General features: G+C 45.9%; 19 protein-coding genes. 16 read left to right on the plus strand and 3 right to left on the minus strand.

All coding sequences use genetic code 11. The features are described from left to right. Nucleotides 1-56: 56 nt before the first annotated feature. The 5 genes from ubiB (at nt 57) to argJ (ending at nt 5,869) form a co-directional block, all read left to right on the plus strand. Complete coding sequence (gene ubiB, locus ACQP6D_RS04560) at nt 57-1,586, plus strand: ubiquinone biosynthesis regulatory protein kinase UbiB (RefSeq protein WP_369608508.1); 1,530 nt, start codon at nt 57-59, stop codon at nt 1,584-1,586. Nucleotides 1,587-1,748: 162 nt separating this feature from the next. Beyond that, nucleotides 1,749-2,528: a phosphatidylserine decarboxylase gene (locus tag ACQP6D_RS04565; RefSeq protein ID WP_427857558.1), complete on the plus strand. Its 780-nt coding sequence runs from the start codon at nt 1,749-1,751 to the stop codon at nt 2,526-2,528. Between the two features lie 73 nt (nt 2,529-2,601). Next, on the plus strand, nt 2,602-3,825 hold the full coding sequence (gene hflX / locus ACQP6D_RS04570; RefSeq protein ID WP_427857559.1) for a GTPase HflX: 1,224 nt from the start codon (nt 2,602-2,604) through the stop codon (nt 3,823-3,825). Nucleotides 3,826-3,829: 4 nt separating this feature from the next. Continuing rightward, nucleotides 3,830-4,588 (plus strand): CDP-diacylglycerol--serine O-phosphatidyltransferase, encoded by a 759-nt coding sequence (pssA, locus tag ACQP6D_RS04575; protein ID WP_100140537.1) that lies wholly within the window; start codon nt 3,830-3,832, stop codon nt 4,586-4,588. 63 nt (nt 4,589-4,651) lie between these two features. Beyond that, the gene (argJ, locus tag ACQP6D_RS04580) at nt 4,652-5,869 is read left to right on the plus strand and encodes a bifunctional glutamate N-acetyltransferase/amino-acid acetyltransferase ArgJ (RefSeq protein WP_427857560.1); all 1,218 of its coding nucleotides are present in this window, start codon (nt 4,652-4,654) and stop codon (nt 5,867-5,869) included. Nucleotides 5,870-5,931: 62 nt separating this feature from the next. On the opposite strand, the gene ACQP6D_RS04585 is transcribed toward argJ, so the two are convergent. Further along, nucleotides 5,932-6,282, minus strand: coding sequence for a RidA family protein (locus ACQP6D_RS04585; protein ID WP_100140399.1), 351 nt, complete (start codon nt 6,280-6,282; stop codon nt 5,932-5,934). Nucleotides 6,283-6,355: 73 nt separating this feature from the next. On the opposite strand from ACQP6D_RS04585, the gene ybaK reads away from it, so the two are divergent. Continuing rightward, on the plus strand, nt 6,356-6,844 hold the full coding sequence (gene ybaK, locus ACQP6D_RS04590; protein ID WP_367432543.1) for a Cys-tRNA(Pro) deacylase: 489 nt from the start codon (nt 6,356-6,358) through the stop codon (nt 6,842-6,844). Between the two features lie 67 nt (nt 6,845-6,911). Here ybaK and ACQP6D_RS04595 read toward each other — a convergent pair whose 3' ends face one another. Further along, nucleotides 6,912-7,949 carry an oxidoreductase gene (locus ACQP6D_RS04595; RefSeq protein WP_427857561.1) on the minus strand — a complete coding sequence of 346 codons (1,038 nt, stop codon included), beginning with the start codon at nt 7,947-7,949 and terminating at the stop codon, nt 6,912-6,914. A gap of 238 nt (nt 7,950-8,187) precedes the next feature. Further along, complete coding sequence (locus ACQP6D_RS04600) at nt 8,188-9,339, minus strand: class I SAM-dependent methyltransferase (protein WP_427857562.1); 1,152 nt, start codon at nt 9,337-9,339, stop codon at nt 8,188-8,190. Nucleotides 9,340-9,625: 286 nt separating this feature from the next. On the opposite strand from ACQP6D_RS04600, the gene mraZ reads away from it, so the two are divergent. The 10 genes from mraZ (at nt 9,626) to murG (ending at nt 20,956) form a co-directional block, all read left to right on the plus strand. Next, nucleotides 9,626-10,081, plus strand: a complete 456-nt coding sequence (gene mraZ / locus ACQP6D_RS04605; RefSeq protein ID WP_037404983.1) for a division/cell wall cluster transcriptional repressor MraZ — start codon at nt 9,626-9,628, stop codon at nt 10,079-10,081. Beyond that, complete coding sequence (gene rsmH / locus ACQP6D_RS04610) at nt 10,078-11,019, plus strand: 16S rRNA (cytosine(1402)-N(4))-methyltransferase RsmH (RefSeq protein WP_427857563.1); 942 nt, start codon at nt 10,078-10,080, stop codon at nt 11,017-11,019. Before mraZ ends, rsmH begins: the two co-directional genes overlap by 4 nt. 26 nt (nt 11,020-11,045) lie before the next feature. Continuing rightward, nucleotides 11,046-11,318: a cell division protein FtsL gene (gene ftsL, locus ACQP6D_RS04615; protein WP_427857564.1), complete on the plus strand. Its 273-nt coding sequence runs from the start codon at nt 11,046-11,048 to the stop codon at nt 11,316-11,318. Between the two features lie 72 nt (nt 11,319-11,390). Continuing rightward, nucleotides 11,391-13,133 (plus strand): peptidoglycan D,D-transpeptidase FtsI family protein, encoded by a 1,743-nt coding sequence (locus ACQP6D_RS04620; RefSeq protein WP_427857565.1) that lies wholly within the window; start codon nt 11,391-11,393, stop codon nt 13,131-13,133. Nucleotides 13,134-13,203: 70 nt separating this feature from the next. Beyond that, the gene (locus tag ACQP6D_RS04625; protein WP_427857566.1) at nt 13,204-14,685 is read left to right on the plus strand and encodes a UDP-N-acetylmuramoyl-L-alanyl-D-glutamate--2,6-diaminopimelate ligase; all 1,482 of its coding nucleotides are present in this window, start codon (nt 13,204-13,206) and stop codon (nt 14,683-14,685) included. Nucleotides 14,686-14,705: 20 nt separating this feature from the next. Beyond that, nucleotides 14,706-16,064, plus strand: a complete 1,359-nt coding sequence (locus tag ACQP6D_RS04630; protein WP_427857567.1) for a UDP-N-acetylmuramoyl-tripeptide--D-alanyl-D-alanine ligase — start codon at nt 14,706-14,708, stop codon at nt 16,062-16,064. Between the two features lie 137 nt (nt 16,065-16,201). Then, on the plus strand, nt 16,202-17,287 hold the full coding sequence (mraY, locus tag ACQP6D_RS04635; RefSeq protein WP_100140389.1) for a phospho-N-acetylmuramoyl-pentapeptide-transferase: 1,086 nt from the start codon (nt 16,202-16,204) through the stop codon (nt 17,285-17,287). Nucleotides 17,288-17,351: 64 nt separating this feature from the next. After that, nucleotides 17,352-18,701, plus strand: coding sequence for a UDP-N-acetylmuramoyl-L-alanine--D-glutamate ligase (murD, locus tag ACQP6D_RS04640; RefSeq protein WP_267404245.1), 1,350 nt, complete (start codon nt 17,352-17,354; stop codon nt 18,699-18,701). Next, a complete protein-coding gene (ftsW, locus tag ACQP6D_RS04645; RefSeq protein ID WP_100140387.1) occupies nt 18,698-19,852 on the plus strand; it encodes a putative lipid II flippase FtsW in 1,155 nt (384 codons plus the stop codon). The genes murD and ftsW overlap by 4 nt, the downstream gene beginning before the upstream one ends. 36 nt (nt 19,853-19,888) lie before the next feature. After that, on the plus strand, nt 19,889-20,956 hold the full coding sequence (murG, locus tag ACQP6D_RS04650; protein ID WP_371687721.1) for an undecaprenyldiphospho-muramoylpentapeptide beta-N-acetylglucosaminyltransferase: 1,068 nt from the start codon (nt 19,889-19,891) through the stop codon (nt 20,954-20,956). Nucleotides 20,957-20,982 lie beyond the last annotated feature (26 nt).

A 20,982-nucleotide genomic window follows, 5' to 3' on the forward strand; every position in this document is an offset into this window, starting at 1 on the left:
GAAAGATAAAATCCCGTACAATAGCCGTTTTCTGCGGATATACCGGAGCTGCGTGCATGTGGTGTTGGCCTAAACGAATATGGGTAATTATTCATACGGTATACGTATTTGGTTTGCTGGATTTGGTGCAGCCACATATTCGACCGTTATGGTTGCAAAAACTGGCACGCTGGTTTCCGCGCGGACGCCAGTACCGGCAAGAGTTGCCTGCGGTAAGATTGCGTTTGGCGCTGGAGAGTCTGGGGCCAATATTTGTAAAGTTTGGGCAGGTTTTATCAACTCGTCCGGATTTGCTACCTGCTGATTACGCGCGTGAGCTGTCATTATTGCAGGATCGAGTGCCGCCTTTTGACAGTGATGTGGCCATTAAGGTGATTGAAGCAGAACTGGGTAAGCCACTGGATGCTATTTATGCTCACTTTAATCCGCAGCCAGTTGCCAGTGCTTCTATTGCGCAGGTGCATGAGGCTAATTTGTTTGCTGCTGATGGCGGGGTAGGCCAGAAAGTGGCAGTTAAAGTATTACGTCCGAACATAGCGCCAGTAATTGATCAGGATTTAGCCCTAATGGCAGTGGGCGCACGCTGGGTAGAGTGGCTCTTTGCTGATGGCAAGCGATTGAAACCTCGGGAGGTGGTGGCAGAATTTCAAAATTATCTGCATGATGAGTTGGATCTGATGCGCGAGGCTGCTAATGCCAGTCTGCTCGGGCGCCAGTTTACTGACAGTTCGATGCTGATTATCCCTGCAGTTTATTATGATTATTGTGCCCGCCGTGTCCTAACTATTGAGTGGATGGATGGTATTCCGGTAGCGTGTTTAGACAGGTTGCGTGAAAAAAATATTGATTTACATCAGCTTGCCCGTTATGGTGTGGAAATTTTCTTTACTCAAGTTTTTGATAACGGCTTTTTTCATGCAGATATGCATCCGGGTAATATTATGGTGGCGGATGATGGTCGTTACATCGCTTTGGACTTTGGTATTGTCGGTACGCTGACTGATTACGATAAACGCTATCTGGCGATTAATTTTCTTGCTTTTTTTAATCGGGATTATCATCGTGTGGCAACAGCGCATGTGGAATCCGGTTGGGTACCGCCTGACACCAGAGTGGAAGAGCTGGAAGCAGCGGTACGTGCGGTATGTGAACCGATTTTCAATAAGCCGCTGGCTGAGATTTCTTTTGGGATGGTGCTGATGCGCCTATTTGAGACCAGCCGCCGCTTTAATGTGGAGATTCAGCCGCAACTGGTGTTACTACAAAAGACTTTACTGAATATTGAGGGCTTGGGACGGCAGCTTGATCCAGAGTTAGATTTATGGGCAACTGCTAAACCTTTTCTGACACGTTGGATGCATAATCAGATTGGTATAAAGGCTTTGTGGAAAACGCTGCGACAGGAAGCCCCGGATTGGGCACAGATGCTGCCGGCGCTACCGCGCAAGCTGAATGCGTTGGTGGATGAAAAGCGCCAGTTGGAATGGCGTGATGCTTATGTTCATCTGCTGCGCACGCAGCGGCAGCAGAACTTCTGGCTTGCAGTGATTGCGTTGGTTCTGCTGGCTGTGTTTGTGTTTAAGTGATTTGTGTGCGCCTCAATTAATTGTTGGTGCAGTTTTTATATTGTTGAGATTGTGAAATCTGCTTATAGTTATAGGACTTGATGGTGTGGATTTCAGCAAAGTATTCTGTTTGTTTTTCGCTGCGACCTGTCCGCAGTAGATTATCTGTAAAGGAGTAGCCTTGTGTCGCGTATGTATCCTTATCCTTTGATTGCAAAGGAAGGCTGGCCGTTTATTATCGGCAGTCTCGTGCTGAGCATATTAACTGTTGTCTGGTGCGGCTGGTGGTCGCTGCCATTATGGGTAATCACAGTATTTGTGGTGCAGTTTTTTCGAGATCCTGCACGTGATATTCCTGCAGATCCTGAGGATGTGCTGAGTCCGGCGGATGGACGTATTGTTGTGGTAGAAAAAACCTCTGATCCTTATCGAGGGGTGAATGCGCTGAAAATCAGTGTGTTTATGAATGTATTTAATGTTCACTCCAATCGCAGTCCGATTGATGGCAAGGTAGAACGGGTTGATTATTTCAAAGGTAGTTTTCTGAATGCGGCAGTGGATAAAGCCAGTGTGCAGAATGAGCGTAATGCGGTACTGGCGGTCACAAAGACAGGCCGGCCGGTAACTTTTGTGCAGGTGGCTGGGCTGGTAGCACGGCGTATTCTGTGTTATGTGCATGCCCATGATTTATTGCACCGTGGCGACCGTTATGGTTTTATCCGTTTTGGTTCGCGTGTGGATGTGTATCTGCCCGAAGATGCTACACCGCTGGTGGCCATCGGGGATAAGGTTCGTGCCAGCAGTACAGTATTGGCTAAGTTGCCGTTAGCGGCACCTGAAAAAGGTTCGGATGTGGCAGAAAGACAGGGTGCTGAACAAAATACGGGAGAGCAGGCTGATATGGTGAAAGATGCGACCACTAAGGCTGCTGCGGCAGCACAGCATGTTTTGTCTCAGGAATGATGTTATTAATGGTTATACAGGCTGTCTGTTCTTTACGGGTTCAGGCAGCCTGTTGTTGTACAAACGCTAGTCTATGAAAGAATTATCTAAAGCCAGTTTATCTGCTCGACTAGAACCTGAACGAGTGCTGCTGGTGGGTGTGTTGCTGGACAAAGATTTTCCGGTTACGGCTGAGCGCCGAACCAGTCTCTTTGAAGCAGCGCTAGATGAGGCGCAGGAGTTGGTACGAGCTACCGGAGCAGAACTAGTGGCTGTGGTGCCATGCAGACGTCAGCATGCAAATGCTGCATTGTTTGTAGGTAAAGGCAAGGCAGAAGAACTGGCTCAGCAGGTAGTTGAGACGGAAGCTAATCTGGTTGTCTTTAATCACGCTCTGACACCGACACAGGAACGTAATCTGGAAAGATTGCTGCAATGTCGAGTGTTAGATCGCGTTGGTCTGATTCTGGCTATTTTTGCTCGACGGGCACAAAGTCAAGAAGGGCGCCTGCAGGTTGAGCTGGCGCAGCTGGTGCATTTATCCAGCAGGCTGGTACGTGGTTACGGACATTTGCAGAGTCAGCGTGGTGGTATAGGACTGCGCGGGCCGGGGGAAACTCGTCTGGAAACAGACCGACGCCTGATTAGGCAGAAAATCACGCGCTTGCGCCATGAGTTGCAGCGAGTTCGACAGCAGCGGGCTACGCAACGTAAAAGCCGGAATCAAGGAAAATTACCGCTTTTTGCGTTGGTCGGTTATACAAATGTGGGCAAGTCCAGCTTATTTAACCGTCTAACTAAAGCGCAAGTGGTGGCAGAGGATCAGTTGTTTGCGACGCTGGATAATACGGTGCGTCGCTTGTATCTGAATGAGCAGATCAGTGTGCTTTTATCGGATACTGTTGGTTTTGTTCGCGATTTGCCGCATGGTCTGGTGGCTGCATTTGCGGCAACGCTTGAGGAAACAGCTCTGGCTGATGTGCTGCTGCATGTGGTGGATGTGACGCATCCTGAGTTCGAACGCCAAATCGATGATGTAAATACTGTATTGACGGAAATTGATGCAGCAAACATACCACAATTGATTATTTATAATAAAATTGACAGACTGGCTGCAGAGCAGCGGCCGAAGGGAATAGTACGTGACATTCGCGGGCGCCCTCAGGCTGTATATATTTCGGTACAGGATGGTAGCGGACTAACTGATTTACGTATGGCTATGATAGAACTGGCCAGTCTGAAGCATACACCACATCATGAACAGGACGGGTTGGTGAAGCCTGTCGAGGATAAAACTAAATATGACACAACAAGCTGATGTAATGAAATCTAACCGTCCAAATCGGCCGTACCGACGCCGCCTGCGTGATAATAGTATTTATCTATTGCCCAATGCGTTTACTTTAGCCGCACTGTTTGCCGCTTTTTACGCGATTACTCAGTCTATGCATGGGCATTATGAAATTGCGGCGATTGCTGTTTTTATTTCTATGCTGCTGGACGGTATGGATGGACGGGTAGCGCGTCTCACCAATAGCCAGAGTGCATTTGGCGAACAACTAGACAGTCTGGCCGATATGGTGAGTTTTGGTGTGGCTCCAGCACTTATTGCTTATAAATGGCAATTATTCCATTTTGGTAAAATTGGCTATTCGGTAGCATTTATCTATTGTGCCTGTGCTGCTTTGCGTTTGGCTTTATTTAATACATTGATAGGTAAAGTAAGCAAGAAGTGGTTTATCGGAATTCCTAGTCCGACGGCTGCTGCACTAGTAATTGGCCTGATTTGGGTAAGTCATACTTTTCAAGGACTGCCTCATCTGGACTGGTTATGTCTGATTATTACTTTGTTTGGCGGTTTATCCATGGTGGTGCAGATACCTTTTTGGTCGTTTAAAGAAATTAATGCCTATCGTAAGGTACCCTTTTTTGTAATGATTCTGGCGGTGATTGCATTGCTGGTAGTGACGTGGGAACCATCAGTGGTGCTGTTTGCCTTTTTCTTGCTTTATAGTTTGTCTGGATATGTGATGTTTATCTGGCGCTTATTGACGAAACGCAAGATTCAGCCCGAATCGTAATAAAAAATAATTTACTAAGGGAACAACAATAAGCTGGTATATTCGAAATAAAGGAGGATAGCTATGGCTGTTAATCTGGCCGTGCCAAATGATAGGCAGGTTCTAGCCATTGATGGTGTACAGGTCTTTGTGGGACAAGCGGGTGTTAAAAAGCCCGAGCATGATGATTTAACTCTGATAGTACTGAATGGCGTCAACAGCATCGGCGCTGTTTTCACTCAAAACCGTTTCTGTGCCGCACCGGTACAAATTGCTAAGCAGCATCTGGCTACGGATACAGGTGTGCGTGCGCTGGTGATTAATACGGGTAATGCCAATGCAGGCACTGGCCGGCAAGGTTTGGCCGATGCTGAATTTATCTGTGAAAAAGTGGCTCAACAAATTGGCTGTGCAGCAGCACAAGTGCTGCCGTTTTCAACTGGCGTGATTTTAGAACCATTGCCGGTAGACAGGATCGTGGCGGCACTACCTAAAGTGAAAGTAGTACACTGGCCGCAGGCAGCAGCGGCGATTATGACCACCGATACCGTTCCCAAAATGGCCAGCCGTACAGTCTCTATAGATGGACATAAGGTACATTTCACCGGTATTGCCAAAGGTTCGGGCATGATTCATCCGAACATGGCTACAATGCTGGGATTTGTGTTTACCGATGCTGATATCGCTCAGCCATTGTTGCAGCAGATGGTGGCTGAAGTAGCAAATACTTCTTTTAATGCCATAACGGTAGATGGAGATACTTCTACTAATGATAGTTTTGTGGTGGTAGCTACCGGAAAAACTGAACTTGGTCGGATCGACTCTGAAGCCAGCAAGGATTATGCTGCAATTAAAACGGTACTGGCTGATGTGGCACTGGAGCTGGCGCAGGCTATCGTACGTGATGGTGAGGGTGCATCCAAATTTATTACTATTGATGTGCGTAATGCGTTAACGGAGGCTGAAGCCCGTCAGGTGGGTTATGCAGTAGCCCGTTCACCGCTGGTAAAAACAGCCTTTTACGCCAGTGATCCTAATCTTGGTCGTATCTTGTGTGCCATTGGTTATGCCGGTATTACTGACCTTGATGTTAGCGCTATTAAAGTGTATTTAGGTGATGTATTGGTAGCCGAAAAAGGTGGGCGCGCCTCAAGCTACACTGAAGAAGCCGGACAACAAGTTATGGCACAGGACGAAATAACGGTAACAATTGATTTGGCTCGTGGTGAAGCTCAAGCGAAGATTTATACTTGTGATTTATCTAAAGAGTATGTGGCCATTAATGCGGATTACCGCAGTTAAATATAATGTATGTAATATTCTAGCCATCAAGCCGATATAACATCAGCTTGATGGCTGTTTATTTATTTTTGTACGGCAGTAATTTTGATTTCTACTTTCCATTGCGGATTGGCCAGTGCAGCCTGCACACAGGCTCGTGCCGGCGTGTGGCCAGGAGTCACCCATTTATCCCACGCTTGATTCATACCTGCATAATCCTGTAAATCACTCAAGTAGATTACGGCTTCACATATATGTTGTTTGTCGCTGCCACAGGCGGCAAGGATACTGTCAATCTGTGCCAGTACGTTGGCAGTCTGGGCGGTGATGTCTGCTTCTTCATTCGTGGGTACTTGTCCGGCCAGAAATATCAGACCATTGGCAATGGTGGCTTCAGCAAGGCGGTCACCGCTCTGGTAAAATTTGATACTCATATACAGGTTCCTGATGAAGGTAAATAAATGATGTTAGCACAGTTATTTTGGTCTGAAAGGATGAGGTGTACGGATGAGTAAAAGTAAATTTCCAGTCACGCCTGCAATTCGTTTTCTGCGCGACCATCAGATACCATATGAACCAATGGAGTATGCTTACGTTGAGCATGGAGGGACAGCACAATCTGCTTTGGCGCTTAGTGTAGATGAGCATGCAGTAATTAAAACCATTGTTCTGCAAAATGAGCAGAAACAGGGACTGATTGTACTGATGCATGGTGACCGGCATATTTCTACACGTCAGCTGGCACGAGAGCTCGGCATGAAACATATCGAACCGGCCAGTCCCCAGCAGGCCAGTAAATGGACTGGATATCTGGTAGGTGGTACCAGTCCTTTTGGTAATAAGGCGGGTTTACCGATATATGTTGAAGAGAGTATCTATGCTTTGCCACTGATTTATATAAATGGCGGCAAACGCGGATTTCTTGTAAAAATACAGCCACAGTATTTGGCTTGTCTGCAACCACAATCGGTGCACGTGGCTACAGAAACAGAATAAATATTAATTAGTATACGGGCCAAACCGAATAATGGTCTGGCCTGTGCGTTCTGCTACAAGTGAACATTTATTTCAGTTGTCCACGCTGATAAGAATCATTAAAAGGCTTGAAGTTGTGGTCGTGAAGTTTCTGAGCAGCATCAGCCAACCAGTTTGTATTGCGGAGCAATACCCTTCCCTCCATAATCAAGTCGGCCTGTTTGGTTTGCAATATATATTCTGCTAAATCCGGACTATCCAGTAAGCCCACTGTTGCCACTGGAATTCCAACAACTTGCTTCATAGCGGTAGTAAACGGTGTTTGATAGCCGCCGTGTAAAGGTAAATCAGGAGCGTAATCCATTACGCCACCGGTAGATACATCAATTACATCAATGCCGTCACGTTCTAACCACTGGCCTATTTGCTGCCAGTCGGCAATTGTGTTTTGCTGACCACTTTGGTCGTAGTCTGATAAAGACAGACGTACCCATAGTGAACCAGAAAAATGCGCACGGATATCGGTAACAATTTCATGCAATAAACGATATCTATTGGCTAAAGAACCACCATAGTCATCGCTGCGATGATTACTCAATGGTGATAGAAATTCACTGATTAGATAACCATGTGCGGCATGAATTTCAATCACATCTACGCCTGCTTGCTGTGCTCGCCGAGCTGATGCAATAAAGTCAGAACGGATTTGTTTGATTTCGTCCTGAGTAATCGCTTTTGGGATTTTGGAGCTAGAATTAAAGGCAATGGCACTGGGTGCAAGTGGCTGGAGTGCGTCTTCGGCTTTGCGTCCGGCATGAGCCAACTGTACACCAACTTTACTGCCCAGATAATGTAACGAATCCACCAAATAAGTGAATTTTTCAGTCTGCTTATCATCCCACAAACCTAAATCATGTTTGGTGATACGTCCTTCAGGCTGTACAGCAGTGGCCTCAATCATAATCAGGCCTACATTAGAAATGGCTCGTGCCCCATAATGAGCAAAATGAAACGGCGTGACAATGCCATCTTCTTTTTTAACTTCATACATGCACATTGGTGCCATAACAACGCGGTTTTTCAGTGACAATTGTCCAATGGTAATAGGGGATAACAAGATTGACATTATGTTTTCCTTTTTTTAAGTTCCTACATGAGCGTGATTTTCTGGAACTGTTTGTCTGTAGCCATATTTAGATAAGGTTAAAATCCAGTTTATAAATAGTTATAAAAATCACAGCTTATTAATTAATGTATCTTTTTTATCGGAGTTATAATTTAAATGATTGATATAATTTGAAAATTTTTCCTAATACAGTATCTTTCCAATTCGTGCTGGCTAAGAATGCTTAAATTATTTATTGCTATAATTTATGGCACAGATCGCCATATCTAAAACCCAGCCAGTCAACATCAATATTTTTTCCAAAAGCAATCACTTTAAATAATTCGCCCATTTCCTGTGTATCAAGAAGGGTATGACAGGCCGCTGCTGCCTTTATATACGCTGTTTCATCCGGCAGGCCTGTTTGTGCTAAAAGTTCGGTAATACCTAGATTCAGCAGAAAAGTTGTCTGAGTGGTATAGCCAATTAAATCGAGCTTATTTTCTACCCCAGCATCGGCTATGCGGGTGAAATTAACATGCGCGGTTAGATCAGTTAGGCCGGGATAATAAAAAGGATCATGGATGGTGTGATGGCGATAATGGCCGATTAAAGTGCCTTGCCGTCGCTGCGGATGGTAATACTGCGCCGCATCGAAACCATAATCTATCCAAATCATGGCGCCACGGTGCAGTTTCTGCGCCAGAGTGGTCACAAAAGCATGTTGTTGCGGATGCAGTTCAGACTGATACATTTCGCTAGTGACAGGAAAAGTTTCCATTACCTGTTGCTTTATCTGCTGATTTTTGACGGGCTGAAGAGACCAGCACAAACGGTTATCCTGCCAGCTCACGCCCATTTCTTCTATTTGATTTCCCACACGCTGATATATCGGTACCGGCATGGCATCTAATACCTCATTACCGAGCAAAATGCCGTCAAACTGTGCCGGTAAACAGCTTAAATGAACAACTTTATCGGCCAAATCAGGGATATGGGTCCGAATATATGTGCGCTGACGCTCGGCCAGCTCGGCGGATAGTTCGATGATGTAGTAATGCTTAAGTTGTCCACTATCTAATGCAGTCAGTACAGATGTAGCTAGCTGGCCAGTACCAGCTCCAAATTCGTAAATATTGCCAGCCGTTTGTGGCAATAATGCATTTAATTGCTGTGCTAGTGTATGACCAAAAAGCGGAGTCAGTATAGGAGCAGTAATAAAATCGCCATCTTGTCCAAATTTCTGTGCACCACCGGTGTAATAACCATAAGCCGGTGTGTACAGTGCCATCTGCATGTAATCAGCAAAAGAAAGCCAACCACCCTGCTGGTTGATTTTTTGCTGAATTAACGAAGTGAGTGTTGCTGAGTTAGCCGCAGCAAGTTTATCCGGGATAGGTAAATTATCCATAGGTTATATGGTGAATATGTAAACAGAAGAGCATTATAAACGCTCCCTTCAGCCTGTGCTGTCTTGCATCAATATGCCTAAACGGCACAATGGTTATGGCTTAGAAGAATAGTTAATTAATGTATTGAATTAGATGATTTTTTCATTAAATAGTGGTTTTTCTGAGTGGCTAAAATTTGACTTGATTGCATTGACCCTGCAAGCAAAATTGACTTATAGTGTGAATAAGTGTGTAAAGGTGTGGCAAAGTGGGGGATAATCCCGAATCACTCAACTGGAGCTAATAATGTTTGGCGGCGCGTATGAATTAAGTATAGACAGCAAAGGGCGACTGGCAATACCAGCTAAGTTTCGCGACTTGCTGGCGCGTCATTTCACTCCAGTACTGGTGGCTACGCTTGAAAAGCGCACACATTTATTACTTTATCCTGAATCATCATGGCGAAGTGTAGAGGCGCAGCTCTTGCAGCTACCAGTGGCGGGTAACAGGGTATTGCAGGCTTATCAGAATTTGCTCTTGCATAATGCAGATACTATGGAGCTGGATAGTGCAGGCAGAGTATTGTTGCCGGCGCATCTGCGTCGGTTGGTGAATTTTGAGCGTGAAGTATATGTAGTAGGTCGTGCTAATCGCATCGAAGTATGGGGTAGGGCACTGTGGGAAGAACAAAATAATGCCGCATTGGATATGGATGAAGACATGCTGGCAGCAGAGCTGGGCAAGACCCAGCTGCAATTATGAATAAATCAATGAGTAATGGCGGCCACATAACAGTGCTGCTGAATGAAGCAGTTGCTGCTTTACATGTGAAACCTAACGGTGTCTATGTTGACGGAACTTTTGGCCGTGGCGGCCATTCGCGCCAGATACTGTCGCAGCTGGGAAATGATGGTAGGCTGGTGGTGTTTGACAAGGATCCACAGGCAATAGTTGTGGCGAGGCAGCTGGCACAGCTGGATAATCGGGTACAGGTAGTACATGAAGGCTTTTCAGCGTTAAACAGCTCACTGAAGCAGTTGGGTATCGACAAGATCAACGGAGCGCTGTTTGATTTGGGAATTTCATCCCCGCAAATTGATGAAGCAGAGAGAGGTTTTAGCTTTCGCTTCGATGCACCGTTGGATATGCGCATGGATACCACACGCGGGCAATCGGCTGCAGAATGGCTGGAGGTGGCTGGGGAGCAGGCGATACACGAGGTAATTAAAAATTATGGTGAAGAACGGTTTAGTCGCCAGATTGCACGGGCAATTGTGGCACAGAGAGAAGAGAAGTCAATTACCACAACCGGCCAGCTGGCGCGTCTCGTTGCACAAGTCGTCCGTACTCGTGAGCGCGGACAGGATCCGGCCACACGTACCTTCCAGGCCATTCGCATCTTTATTAACCGTGAACTGGAAGAAATAAGCGGGGTGCTGCCACAGGCACTGGAAAGCCTGAATACTGGCGGCCGGCTGGCAGTGATTTCATTCCATTCACTTGAAGATAGAATTGTAAAACATTTTATGCAACAAAATAGTCGGCCAGCGCCTCTGCCACGCTGGGCTGTGCTTAAGGAAGCGGAGCGTGAACAGCCTCCGCTACGTCTAATTGGTAAAGCGCAGAAGCCTGCTGCTGCTGAAATTGCAGCTAATCCACGCGCCCGTTCGGCAGTATTGCGTGTAGCAGAACGTAGTTGATGGAAAAGATTTATGGTTGATTGGCTATGAATAAAATCAACATTATTTTGCTGATATTAGTACTGGCTTCAGCTTTTGCTGTTGTAACAGTACAAGATCGTTCGCGCCAGTTTTTTATAGCGTTGGATAAGGCTCAAAAAGGGGAGAATCTTTTAAATGAAGATTTCAGCCGGCTGAAATTGGCACAGGCGCGGCTATCCAATCATCAGCTGATTCAGGACGCTTCAGCACGCCAGAATCTGCATTCACCATCATTGGCCGAGACACGGATGCTGGCTGCTCCGCGGCCTGTTAAATGATGAAATAAAAGGTCACAGATTAATGGAAACGCTGCTAACTGGCAGCACTATCCAGCAGTGGAACAAACTACTATGTTAATTAAAAACGATTATAAGCCACGCATGCTGACCCGCGAAGTGCAGCAGGTAAAACCTGTGACCACGAACGGAAGAATAGTATTGGTGCTGGGTGCTCTGGCTGTGGCCTTCGCCATGCTAATCGGACGCGGTGTGTATTTACAGACTGAAAAACACGAATTTTTAAAAGAACAAGGCGACCAGAGATTTGTGCGTACTCTGCCATTGGTGGCCACACGCGGCACAATTACTGACCGTAATGGCGCGGCACTGGCTATCAGTGCGCCGGCTGATTCTTTGTATGCAGTGCCTTCAGCCATGGAGCAAATGCCGACCGATGCGCAACTACAGCAATTGTCAGCTTTGATAGATGTGCCATTGGCAACGATTAAAAGCCGTCTCAGCCGTAATAAAGACTTTATCTATCTGAAACGTCAGCTGCCACCAGAAGTTGCCGAAAAAGTTGCTGCGCTTAATATAAAAGGCCTGGCATTTCAACATGAAAGTAAGCGTCATTATCCTATGGGGCCGATTTTTTCCCATATTATTGGTTTCACTAATATTGACGGCAAAGGACAGGAAGGCTTGGAGCTGTCCCGCGAAAGTGTTCTGCACGGTGTAGACGGTGCTAAAGTGGTATTACGCGATAACAAAGGCAACATAGTTGACAGTCTGGATTCACCACGTAACCAGCCGCCCAGAAATGGTACCAATATGGTACTGTCCGTTGATCAGCGTATTCAGTCTATTGCTTATGAGTCTTTAAATAAAGCAATGCAATTCCATCAAGCTTCAGCGGGTTCGGTAGTGGTACTGGATGGTAAAACAGGGGAAATTCTTGCACTGGTAAATTCACCGGGATATGACCCTAACAATCCTGGAGCCACAGAGAGTGATGCCCGCCGTAACCGTGCGGTAACCGATATGATTGAGCCGGGCAGTGCGATGAAACCGTTTACCATTGCTAAAGGGCTGGACAGCGGTAAAATCAGACCTAGCAGCGGTTTCAATACTCTACCGTATAAAATTGGTCCGGCCACAGTGCGGGATACACATAATTACCCTTACCTAGATGTCCGCGGCATTATTCAGAAGTCGTCTAATGTAGGTACAAGTAAAATTTCTGCTATGTTTACGCCGGAAGAAATGTACAACATGTATACTTCTATCGGTTTTGGCCATCGCATGCATTCTGGTTTTCCCGGTGAAACACCAGGGGTCGTGCGCGACTGGCATAGCTGGCGCCCTATTGAGCAGGCAACCATGTCTTTTGGATACGGCATTCAGATGAGTTTGCTCCAGTTGGCACGTGCATACACCATATTTACTAATGATGGGGTACTATTGCCGGTAAGTTTTCTGAAACTGGACAAAGCACCGCAGGGTGAGCGCATCATCCAGCCGAAAACGGCGCAGGAAGTACGGCATATGATGATTGCCGTTACCCAACCAGGTGGTACCGGTCTGCAAGGTGCGATTGATGGCTATGATGTTGCAGCTAAAACTGGTACTGCACGTATGCTTGTTGATGGTCATTACTCAGATTCCAAGCACATGGCTACATTCATTGGTTTTGCACCGGCAGACAATCCGCGAGTAATTGTAGCAGTAAATATCCAGAATCCTACTGCCAATGGCTATTATGGTGGTCCGGTTTCCGGTCCGGTATTCCATGATGTGATGGTCGGCACATTGAATGTGCTTGGAGTTTCACCCACAAGACCAGTTAAGACAAGTGCGCACACTGAAAAACATTAATCTTTAGACAATCTGTGTCATCACAGATTGTTTTCTATTTATAAATAAAAATATTTGAAACGGCAGTATTATGTTTTCCCTGAAAAAGCCTTTGCCTGAGTATCATTTATCGGCTGAAACACACGCGATAGTTGCAGGAAGAAACTTGCGTGCGGACAGTCGACAGGTTCAGCCAGGCGATGTGTTTGTGGCTTGTCAGGGAGAGTATTCCGATGGTCGCAATTTTATTCAGTCTGCTATCGATAATGGGGCAGAATTTGTTTTCTGGGACGATGATGGCCATTTTCAGTGGCAGGAAAGCTGGAAAGTAAAAAATGAGCCGGTAGCAAATTTAGACCAGCGTGCCGGTCTGGTAGCAGCTGCCTGCTATGATAATCCGGGCAGCAAACTAGCTATCTGGGGGGTGACCGGTACCAATGGTAAAACCTCGGTATCCCAATGGCTGGCGCAGGCATCAGATATTCTGGGTAAGAAATGTGCCATTATGGGTACGGTAGGCAATGGGTATTGGCAGCAGCTACATGATACTGTCAATACTACCATGGACGCGGTAACCAATCAGACTTGGTTGCGCCGCTTTGTACAAGAAAATGCCTCTGCAGTGGCCATGGAAGTATCCAGTCATGGCTTGGATCAAGATCGTGTAGTGGGTGTGCCTTTTACCAGCGCTGTCTTTACTAATCTAACCCGTGATCATCTTGATTATCATCATAGCATGCAGAATTACGGTGCTTGTAAAACTTCACTTTTCTACTGGCAGGGTCTAAAACACGCCATTATTAATATTGATGATGAATTCGGCTTTCAGTTATGGCAGCAATTGCATCGTGATTGTTCGCAGTTAACTGTACTGGCTTATGGTTTTCATGCACAAGCAGATATTCACATTGCTCACTTTCAGGCCTCAGCTAATGGTATGCAAGTACAATTAAGCACCCCCTGGGGAGAAGGTCTTGTGCATACCCATTTACTCGGGCGTTTCAATGCACAGAATCTGGCAGCCTGTGTCGGGGTATTATGTGCCAACGGTTTTGCTTTCGCAGATGTACTTGCGGTCTGGCCGCATATTCGGCCAGCTACCGGACGAATGGATTGCTTGATGGGCGATAAACAGCCATTAGTAGTGGTGGATTATGCACATACGCCAGATGCGTTGGAAAAGGCATTGGCTACCTTACAAGAAATTAAACCGGCAGGTTCACATTTATGGTGTGTATTCGGCTGTGGCGGTGATCGTGACGCAGGTAAAAGACCACTAATGGGCGCGGCTGCAGCAGTAGGAGCAGATTATGTGGTGGTAACCAGTGATAATCCGCGTACAGAAAATCCAGAGGCGATTATCAATGATATTTTACCGGCAGTGGCTGAACCGGCATTGGTGGAAGCCGACCGCAGCAAGGCAATTGATTATGCGGTAAAGCATGCTGCCATAGGCGATATTGTACTAATTGCTGGTAAGGGGCATGAAACCTATCAGGATATCGGTGGCCACAAGCATCATTTTTCTGATTTTGAAGTAGCGCAGGCAGCTTTACAGCAGCGTGGCTGCTGAAATGCATATATTGAAATAACATGTCGAATTTAGATCTAAATTTTATTTATCAAACTTTTGGACAGGTATTACCGAGCCATAACCAGCCGGTAAATAGGGTGATTATCGATAGTCGCCTGATTCAGCAGGGAGATGTGTTTGTGGCCATTCAGGGAGAACACTTTGATGGCCATGATTTTATTGATGAAGTGCTGGCAAAAGGAGCAGCGTTGTGCATTGTCAGCTGCTCTGACTGGAAAACTAATGCACGTTGTTTAGTGGTGGCTGATACACAACAGGCTTTAGGCCAGCTGGCTCATGCATGGCGTATGGTTGTTAATCCTCAATTACAGGTTTTCGGTGTGACTGGTTCGGCTGGCAAAACTACTGTAAAGGAAATGCTGGCTACTATTCTGCGTTGCCACGCGGGTAAAGATGCGATTTTGGCAACTGCTGGTAATTTTAATAACCACATAGGATTGCCATTAACATTGCTGCAATTAAAGCTGCAGCATCGCTACGCCGTAATTGAGATGGGCATGAATCATGCCGGCGAATTGAGTTATTTAACTGGTTTGGCGCGTCCAGATTTTGCTCTGGTTAATAATGCTTTGCGTGCTCACATTGGCTGCGGTTTTGCAGATGTGGCCGATATTGCATGTGCTAAAAGTGAAATCTACCAAGGTTTAAATGCTAATGGGATTGGCTTTGTTCCGACTGATGACGGACAGTCTGAGCTTTATATCAAAGCTTTGCATGGTAAAAGATGTGTTCGCTTTGGTACAAAGCTGGGTGATGTGCATGCTGAAAATATTGTTTTGCAGCCATTAGGCATTGCTTTTGACCTGCATAGCCCGCAAGGTGAGACACATATAAATATACCGGTGCCCGGATTGCATATGGTACACAATGCGGTAGCAGCCTGCGCGATGGCGCTGGCAGCAGGTTTACCTTTGTCAGCTTTGCATGGACTGAATGCATTTCAAAACGCCAAAGGCCGCTTGCAGCAGAAGCACAGTTTGAATGGTGCGCTGGTTATTGATGACACTTATAATGCCAATCCTGATGCATTCAAGGCTGCGATTGATGTACTGGCAGCTTTTCCGGCACCACGGGTCATTGTTATGGGTGCCATCGGTGAGCTTGGCAATAATGCTCCTGCTTTGCATGCTGAAGTTGGTGCCTACATGCGTGAACGAGGTATTGAGGCTGCGTTTTTTATCGGTGATAACAGTCAATATGCTGCCGAAGCTTATGGCGCTAAAGAAGCGTTTTATCAGGACAGAAACCGGCTTATTGAGGATTTACGCGCCTGGGATCAGCAAACGGCGACTATTCTGGTGAAAGGTTCACGTTTTATGCACATGGAAGATGTGGTTGCGGCTTTAACGCAAGAATAAAATGCGGTAACCATTGATTGCCGGTTTGATTGTTTGATGCTTTCGTTACCGGTTTAGGTTGTCGGAACAATTATTTCCGTCAGCAGTGATTATTTGATTAACCGTCATGGCCTGAGCTGTGGCAAGGAAAAACAACCATGCTTTTGTGGTTAGCTGAACTTTTTCATTATTGGATAAGTGGTTTTCATTTATTTCAATACACTACTTTCCGTGCTGTAATGGCTGCGCTTACGTCTATGGGACTAAGTCTTGCATTTGGGCCATGGATGATCCGCAAATTAACTCAACTCAAGGTCGGACAGGCCGTTCGAGATGATGGACCCAAAACCCATCTAATTAAAAGCGGTACTCCCACAATGGGCGGAACGCTGATTTTATTGGCAATTACGGTTACAACATTATTATGGGCCAATCTGGCTAATCCTTATATTTGGGTGCTGTTGCTAGTAATGCTCAGTACCGGAGCGCTGGGCTTTTATGATGACTGGAAAAAGGTCGTTTACAAAGACCCGCATGGTGTATCGGCCAAATTCAAGATGATATGGCAATCTACCGTAGCGCTAATTGCTGGAGTGGTGCTGTTTTATGCTGCGCATTTAAGTTCAACAACTACGTTTATTGTGCCGTTTTTCAAGGAAATTGCTTATCCTTTAGGTGGTATAGGCTTTGTGGTGCTGACTTACTTTGTGATTGTTGGCACATCCAATGCGGTTAATTTGACGGATGGTTTGGATGGGTTGGCGGCTTTTCCAGTAGTGCTGGTGGCTGCGGGCTTGTCTATTTTTGCCTATGTGAGTGGACATGCAGAATTTGCACATTATTTGCAGTTGCCTCATGTGCCCGGCGCCAATGAAGTCATGATATTTGGTGCAGCCATTTGTGGTTCGTGTCTGGGTTTCCTATGGTTTAATGCTTATCCAGCACAGGTATTTATGGGAGATGTCGGTGCATTGGCTCTGGGTGCCGCCTTGGGTACGATAGCGGTGATAGTGCGTCAGGAAATTGTGCTGGTGATTATGGGCGGCTTATTTGTTGTAGAAGCTTTGTCAGTGATGCTACAGGTAGGTTCATATAAATTACGGCGTAAACGTATTTTTCTGATGGCACCGATTCACCATCATTTTGAGCAGAAAGGCTGGAAAGAGACGCAGGTAGTGGTACGTTTCTGGATTATCACCATGATTTTGGTGCTGGTGGGACTTTCTTCTCTGAAAATACGATAATGGCCTTAAAATATTAGTTTCAGGCCTTGAATGTGTAACTGAAAAATAAATGTAGGACTAAGCCATGACTGACTGGCGTAATAAAAAAGTTTTGGTTGCAGGGTTGGGACGTACCGGTGTTTCAATGCTGGCATTTTTGACTCAAGCTGGCGCTAACGTGTCCGCATATGATATGCAGCCGGATGAGGCAACACGTCAGTCAGTTCTCAATCATTATCAGGTTGACATTCATACAGGTGAATTGGCGGCAGTGTTGAATCAGCATCATTTTGATGTGCTGGCATTAAGCCCAGGTATAAGCCAACGTGATACAGCAATTGTTGCTTTTAAACGTGCCGGTGGGCAAGTAGTTGGCGATGTAGCTATTTTAGCTGAACTACTGGCTGGTAGCGGTAGCAAAGTAATTGCAATTACCGGATCAAATGGCAAAACCACCACTACCAGTCTGGTAGGATTTTTATGTGAAAAGTGTGGTCTGGATACCGTCGTTGCAGGCAATATAGGCACACCGGTTCTTGAAGCTTATCTAGCACGCGACGGCAAAACCGCCGATGTGTGGGTGCTGGAACTTTCCAGTTTTCAGCTGGAAACCACTCCATGTCTCAATGCCACTGTGGCTACAGTGCTGAATGTGTCTGAAGATCATTTGAATCGCTATGATGATTTACTTGATTATGCACACAGTAAAGACCGGATTTTTCGTGGTCACGCCATGCAGGTATTGAATGCTGATGACACATTCTGTTGTGCCATGCTGCGCCACGAACATAATGTGAAATGGTTTTCTTTACAAAAAAATACCGACTACTGGCTGAATCAAGGTGTGCTCTCTGCTGGTAATGAAGCTCTACTATCCTTTGATGCATTACCTCTGCAAGGTAAACATAACGCTGCCAATGTGCTGGCTGCGTTTGCTTTATGTGAGGCCATAGGTTTATCGCGAGCTCAACTGCTGCACAATGTTGGTGCTTTCAAGGGTTTGCCGCATCGGGTTGAAAAAGTAGCTGAAGTCAATGGTGTCACATTTATTGATGATTCAAAGGGAACCAATGTCGGTGCAACTTGTGCAGCATTGTTTGGTCTGGATAAACCAATCGTGTTGATAGCGGGTGGACAAGGGAAGGGACAGGATTTTTCGCCGTTGCAAACAGCTTTACGTGATAAGGCTCGGGCAGTGTTGCTTATTGGAGTAGATGCACATCAGCTAGGATCTGTTCTGGACGGAGAAAATTATCCGGTTGAATACTGTGATGATTTACCGCAGGCTACTCAGCGTGCCTTTGCACTGGCTAAAGCGGGTGATATTGTGCTACTGAGTCCAGCTTGTGCCAGTTATGATATGTTTAAAGGATATGCCCACCGAAGTGAAGTATTTATTGCCAGTGTGCGACAGCTGCAGGGTAGCCAAGCATGATTACCGAATCACGTTTACTCGACCGTAAATTATTACGCCGCGGCGATACATTCGACCAGTCACTGCTATGGATGGTAGTGCTGATGGCCAGTTTTAGCCTGATTATGGTGTATTCGGCTTCTATTGCTTATGCAAGACATGATGGCGGCAGTACTTATTTTTATCTAGTACGTCAGGCAGTTTTTCTGCTGTGCGGTGGGCTGCTTGGTTGTATTGCCGCGCGTATTCCTCTACGTACATGGAAAAAACTTACACCACTAGTATTACTGCTCAGTATTCTGTTGTTGATACTGGTACTGGTGATGGGGCGTGAAATTAACGGTGCCCGCCGCTGGATTAATGTAGGTATGGTCAATATTCAGCCTACAGAAGTGTTCAAGCTGGCTATTATTCTGTATCTGTCTAGTTTCTTTACCCGTCGAGCGGAAATATTAAAAGAATTCAAAAAGGTTTGGTTTGCTGGTATTCCTGTCGGTCTTGGTCTTGGGCTGATTATGCTGGAACCGGATTTTGGATCATTTGTTGTAGTATCCGTTATTGCTGTCGGCCTGCTGTTTCTGGCTGGTTTACCTTTTCGTTGGTTTATGGCGGTTGTTGGTTTCGGTTTGCTGGCCATGATTTTGCTGGTGCTGTTTGAACCTTACCGTATGGCGCGCGTGGCCGGTTTTCTTGACCCGTGGGCTGATCCGCTTGGTAAAGGCTATCAGTTGACCCATTCATTAATGGCCATCGGTCGTGGTGGCTGGTTTGGTGTCGGGCTTGGAGCCAGTTTGGAAAAACGTTTTTATTTACCAGAAGCTCATACCGATTTTATCCTCGCGGTAATTGGAGAAGAATTCGGTTTTGTTGGTATTCTGGTACTAATGTTTTGTTATATTTGGTTGGTGATCAGAGCTTTTTCAATTGGCAAGCAGGCACGTGATCTAGAGTTGTTTTATGGTTCATTTGTTGCCAAAGGTATTGGTATTTGGTTGGGTATCCAGAGCTTTTTTAATATTGGTGTCAATATTGGACTTCTACCAACTAAAGGCTTAACTTTGCCTTTGCTTTCCTATGGCGGTTCTGCGGTGATGATTATTCTTATTTGCGTGGGCTTGCTATTACGAGTTGATTATGAAAACCGACGGGTCATGCGTGGTTTTAAAGTTTAATTTATCCTCAAACATAATGAGTAAAGCGGATATTCAATGAATGTAAAAACCTTTATGGTTATGGCAGGCGGTACAGGCGGGCATATATTTCCTGCACTTGCTGTTGCTCAGGAGTTGCTGGCGCAGGGACACCGTATTGTCTGGCTAGGTAGTGAAGGTGCAATGGAAACGCGTCTGGTACCGCAATACAACATTCCGTTAGAAACTCTGTCTATAAAAGGCATTCGCGGTAACGGAATTAAGAGAAAATTACTGTTGCCGTTTACTTTAGTAAAAACCATTGCTGCCGCACGGAGAATTATCCGTCGGTACAATGTTGATGCAGTTATCGGTTTTGGGGGATTTGTTACTTTTCCCGGCGGCATCGCTGCCAGATTATGCGGCTTGCCGTTGATTGTACATGAGCAAAATGCTATTGCCGGTTTATCTAATAAAGTACTGTCTCATTTTGCCAGTCAGGTGATGTATGCATTCCCGCATGTTTTTACCAACCAAAACGGGCTGGTGGGTAATCCTGTTCGAGCAGATATTGCAGCATTAACCCCTCCAGCACAACGCTTTGCTGGTAGGCAGGGCGTGTTGAATATTTTGGTGGTGGGCGGTAGTCTGGGAGCCGATATATTAAATAAAGTTGTGCCACAGGCTATGGCTTTATTGCCGGAATCGCAACGTCCGAATCTGCTGCATCAGTCTGGACGCAATAAATTAACACAGTTACAGCATCAATATGCTGAATATGGTGTTAAAGCAGAATGTGTGGAATTTATCACCGATATGGTTTCTGCATACCGTGAAGCTGATCTAGTGATATGCCGTGCTGGTGCTCTGACTATAGCTGAACTAACCGCTGCTGGCTTAGGCGCGATTTTGGTGCCTTATCCGCATGCCGTTGACGACCATCAGACTGCTAATGCACAGTATATGGTTAAGGATGGCGCGGCCGTGCTAATGCCTCAAACTAGCCTAAATGCCCAGTCCCTGCAAACGGTACTGGCTGATTTGTCACGCGAACAATGTTTGCAGATGGCAGAGAAAGCTCGGGCATTGGCTCAGCCGGATAGTGCGGCTAAAGTTGCAGCAGCGGCAGTGGCTAGTGTGCTTTGAACAATGATTAAAGAATGGCCGGAAGA

The organism is Snodgrassella sp. CS2 (genome assembly GCF_050310315.1).
GTDB classification, from domain to species: Bacteria; Pseudomonadota; Gammaproteobacteria; order Burkholderiales; family Neisseriaceae; genus Snodgrassella; species Snodgrassella alvi_E.

Coding starts and splice junctions, on each gene's coding strand:
- ftsL (WP_427857564.1), top strand. CDS start 11,046: ATGAATAAAATCAACATTATTTTGCTGATATTAGTACTGGCTTCAGCT.
- mraZ (WP_037404983.1), top strand. CDS start 9,626: ATGTTTGGCGGCGCGTATGAATTAAGTATAGACAGCAAAGGGCGACTG.
- murG (WP_371687721.1), top strand. CDS start 19,889: ATGAATGTAAAAACCTTTATGGTTATGGCAGGCGGTACAGGCGGGCAT.
- ACQP6D_RS04585 (WP_100140399.1), bottom strand. CDS start 6,282: ATGAGTATCAAATTTTACCAGAGCGGTGACCGCCTTGCTGAAGCCACC.
- ACQP6D_RS04620 (WP_427857565.1), top strand. CDS start 11,391: ATGTTAATTAAAAACGATTATAAGCCACGCATGCTGACCCGCGAAGTG.
- ACQP6D_RS04630 (WP_427857567.1), top strand. CDS start 14,706: ATGTCGAATTTAGATCTAAATTTTATTTATCAAACTTTTGGACAGGTA.
- ACQP6D_RS04600 (WP_427857562.1), bottom strand. CDS start 9,339: ATGGATAATTTACCTATCCCGGATAAACTTGCTGCGGCTAACTCAGCA.
- ftsW (WP_100140387.1), top strand. CDS start 18,698: ATGATTACCGAATCACGTTTACTCGACCGTAAATTATTACGCCGCGGC.
- ACQP6D_RS04625 (WP_427857566.1), top strand. CDS start 13,204: ATGTTTTCCCTGAAAAAGCCTTTGCCTGAGTATCATTTATCGGCTGAA.
- mraY (WP_100140389.1), top strand. CDS start 16,202: ATGCTTTTGTGGTTAGCTGAACTTTTTCATTATTGGATAAGTGGTTTT.
- rsmH (WP_427857563.1), top strand. CDS start 10,078: ATGAATAAATCAATGAGTAATGGCGGCCACATAACAGTGCTGCTGAAT.
- ACQP6D_RS04595 (WP_427857561.1), bottom strand. CDS start 7,949: ATGTCAATCTTGTTATCCCCTATTACCATTGGACAATTGTCACTGAAA.
- murD (WP_267404245.1), top strand. CDS start 17,352: ATGACTGACTGGCGTAATAAAAAAGTTTTGGTTGCAGGGTTGGGACGT.
- pssA (WP_100140537.1), top strand. CDS start 3,830: ATGAAATCTAACCGTCCAAATCGGCCGTACCGACGCCGCCTGCGTGAT.
- argJ (WP_427857560.1), top strand. CDS start 4,652: ATGGCTGTTAATCTGGCCGTGCCAAATGATAGGCAGGTTCTAGCCATT.
- ubiB (WP_369608508.1), top strand. CDS start 57: ATGTGGTGTTGGCCTAAACGAATATGGGTAATTATTCATACGGTATAC.
- hflX (WP_427857559.1), top strand. CDS start 2,602: ATGAAAGAATTATCTAAAGCCAGTTTATCTGCTCGACTAGAACCTGAA.
- ybaK (WP_367432543.1), top strand. CDS start 6,356: ATGAGTAAAAGTAAATTTCCAGTCACGCCTGCAATTCGTTTTCTGCGC.